Source organism: Candidatus Synechococcus spongiarum SH4 (assembly GCF_000586015.1).
Classification (GTDB): domain Bacteria; phylum Cyanobacteriota; class Cyanobacteriia; order PCC-6307; family Cyanobiaceae; genus Synechococcus_B; species Synechococcus_B spongiarum_F.
The window spans coordinates 1-3,205 of record NZ_JENA01000187.1; the positions used below are offsets into that span (position 1 = coordinate 1).

At 59.2% G+C, this 3,205-nt stretch carries 2 protein-coding genes, 1 tRNA gene and 1 pseudogene; 1 reads left to right on the forward strand and 3 read right to left on the reverse strand.

What is annotated here, in order from left to right; translation table 11 throughout:
* The coding region (upp, locus tag BG35_RS0108040; protein WP_025782418.1) for a uracil phosphoribosyltransferase at positions 1 to 454 on the forward strand (454 nt) is incomplete at its 5' end.
* A 598-nt stretch (positions 455 to 1,052) separates the two neighbouring features.
* Here upp and BG35_RS0108050 read toward each other — a convergent pair.
* The 3 genes and pseudogenes from BG35_RS0108050 to BG35_RS11000 form a co-directional block, all read right to left on the reverse strand.
* Positions 1,053 to 2,420, reverse strand: coding sequence for a DUF2079 domain-containing protein (locus tag BG35_RS0108050; protein WP_161632574.1), 1,368 nt, complete (start codon positions 2,418 to 2,420; stop codon positions 1,053 to 1,055).
* A 108-nt stretch (positions 2,421 to 2,528) separates the two neighbouring features.
* Positions 2,529 to 2,613: transfer RNA gene (locus BG35_RS0108055), tRNA-Ser, on the reverse strand.
* 74 nt (positions 2,614 to 2,687) lie between these two features.
* A pseudogene (locus BG35_RS11000) lies at positions 2,688 to 3,205 on the reverse strand (ribonucleoside-triphosphate reductase, adenosylcobalamin-dependent); the annotation flags it as partial.

Genomic DNA, 3,205 nt, shown 5'->3' on the forward strand with positions numbered 1-3,205 from the left:
CCATGTGGTGGATCAGGGGGTGGATCTGGCGGCGGCGCCCGTTCTGCGGGCCGGGCTGGGGCTCTGGGACGGCGCCCAGTCTGTGCTCCCCCATGCTCGGATCTGGCACGTGGGTCTGCGGCGCGATCAGGAAACTGGTACGGTGCAGTGGTACTACAACGGCCTGCCGGATACCATCCACCCGCAGACCGGGGTGCTGGTGCTTGACCCGATCCTGGCCAGGGGGGACACCATGATGGCCGTGCTGGAGCGCTTGAAAACCATGGGGGTGGAGGGCAAACGGCTGCGGGTGATTACAGCGCTCTGCTCTGCGCCGGGCCTGCAGCGGGTTGGGGCCGCTTTCCCTGATCTGGTGATCTACACCGCCTGCATTGACCCGGAACTGGATCCGGCGGGACTCGTTCTGCCAGGCCTGGGGGATGCCGGTGATCGTCTGTTCGGCACAGGCGGCTGAGGCCGCCATGGGAAGCTGTTGGTCGCAATGCCCACCAGCCATGAAACGCCCCGCCTGGCTCAACTGGCTCTACCTTCTGATCTTTCTCTGGTCAAGCTGGCAACTGGCCGGCATGTGGTGGCAACGGCTCAACGGTTGAGCAGGGTTTCATTCTTGCCGGGGTGTTCTCAGGTCTGGGGAAGGGGCGGCTCCTCTGGTGGATTTGCTTCCTCTAACCGGCTGTAGACTGGGTGATGGACGCCGCCAACTGGTCATTGTCATCCGGCCAATCACGTTGGCTCTGGGATCAGGGTGACGAGGGGGCGTGGATGGCTTAGGGAAAGCCTGGAAAATGCCTGAATGGGGCAACTACAGGGTCTCAGAACCCAGTTGGCATAAGGCTTCTCAATAAGACCAGACGGCCTGGAACGAATTTCCCAGGCTTTCCTTAGATGTCATGGTGTACCTGTTATGGAACCTCTGAAAAAAGCCGGAATCACGCACCATCAGGCTCTGACTCCCCTATCTCCATAAGGCTTTTCAAAAGCCCAGCAAGGGCAAAAAGACTTGTTCAGAGCTTCCGTTATCCATAGCCGGATTAGTGATTACCTGATGGTTGTCAAAACAATTTCTGGCAAAGAATAAATTGATCACTTTTATCTTCTTGTTGACAACTCCAGCCCAGGTCTTGAATAGAATTAATGATGGCCGTAGCATGTTCTCGACTCAGCTTACCTGGGCTATCGGGATTCAGCAAAACAACATCCAATCGAGCCAGTTGTTCTGCGGTTGGCAACCTCTCACGACTTGGACTTTCTATCAGTGGTCGATGACTTAAATGGGGGACCAGATAATCATGTGTTAAAACTGCGGAATTGCCAGGAACCTTTGCAATAGCCTCCTGGGCAGTTTCCACTTGGTCCACTCTTGATAGATAGCGATCAAAGAAATACCCCGGCTTGGCCAGCAGCGCCCAAGACAGGGTTGCCCAGAAGTAGCAGAACCAGAGCCGCTGCGTCAGCCAGAGACGGCCCTGGCGCAGGTCAGCGGTCAAGCCGTCCATGCTGGCCACAACCAGAAGAACAGCCAGGGGAAGATTGTAATGATGGACCACATCTTGCTGAGATTCCCACGAGGAGAGACCATTGGCTATCAGCAAGGGCAGTGTTGCGATCAGCACCGGAAGGGAATAGCGGCGCCAGTAGAAAGCCAGGGGCAGGCTCAACAGGAACAGATAGAAGACAATGTTCACCCAGTCCAAGGCCCCGAGAAACTCCACCGGGCTGAAGAATGCATTGCGAAGAATGTCGCCAACACCATCGCCAAGGTGTTGATAACGCCCAAGGGCTGCTGGTCCAACACCGTTATTCAGAACCGGATAAAGACCCTTGGCCAAAAACAAGAGCCATCCCCCCCCCAGAAGCAGCGCTTCCCCTGCCCAGCGCCAGCGTCGACGGTAGCCCTGCTCCAGGGCCAGGCCAACCACAATCAGGCCGAGCCCATCTCGGCAGCCCATCATGACAAACAGGCAGAAGAGCCAAAGCCAGCGCCGTTCAGCACGGCTGGCCCAAATGGCCAGGGCCAACAGGGGCATGGCCCAGGTTTCCGGACGGAAATCAACAACAAAGCTGGCATTAAACACCACCGGCTGGAGCCACCACAACCCACAGATCAGCCACCGCTCCCGTGACTTCAGACCTGCCTGCGCACCCAGATGCCACAGGGGCCAGGCCGTGAGAATTAACCCCAGCGCCTGGGTCAAGAACAACCAATGCACCGACGGCGCCAGCCGGTAGAGCGGCGCAATGGCATAGAACATCCAGGCCCCGTGGTTGCCCATGTGGTGCAGACCCAGCAGGGTGGAGCGGGGCTCCAGCCCCTGGCTCATTTGCCAGGCCACTTGGTCGTAGATGCCCAGATCCCAGCCGGCGCTGTGCAATAAGACGTGTCGAAGCGCCTGAAGACCCCAGAGCAGGCCTACCAGCACCGCGGAGATCAACCAGAAAGGCGTTGGTGGAAACCGGAGGGTAGTGGTTGGCCTTGGCGGTTGTTTAAGCTGGCTGTCACTCGTCACTGAGGCAACTCCCAAAGAAAACGGAGGGGGTGGGATTCGAACCCACGAACGCTTGCGCGTTGACGGTTTTCAAGACCGTTGCCTTCAACCACTCGGCCACCCCTCCTCCCGTTGCGCCGCCCCGGAGGGCCATGGGGGATTCTGCCACAGCCCGTAAGGTTTGGGTTGGCGCTACTGGCGTCAGGATGGCTTCTCCGGCATCAGGCACTTGTCCGAGTCACAGGCCATGGGACCGGCCTCCGTCTGGAGACCGTGGTCATGCCGTTGCAGGGCGGCGAAGAAATCCTCCTCGCGGCGGCGGGTCAACACGGCGGCGTGGAGTTGGTCGTATACCTCCTTGCTGATGGGCTCGAAGGGGAGGCGCGGGAAGGTGGCGTTGGCGTCAAACCGGGCCAGCAGCGCTGCGGAGATGTAGCCGCCATCCCCGTGGATGGTCTGGTGAATGACCTGGGCCAGCGGGCGAATCTCCTCCTCCCGCAGTTCAATGGTGGCGCTGGTGTTGTGCCCCACGTAGAACTGCTGCACCTGCATGTAGAAATCAAACTGCGCCGTGGCGGAAAACCGGCTCAGGTCCACCTGATCCGCCCCGGGCAGATTGGCCCAGCTCACCGCTGTAGGAATCTCCACCAGCCATTCCGTGCAACGGGGATCAAAGGGATCATCCAGCAGACGGCCCTGATCGTCCTTGTCGGTCTGGG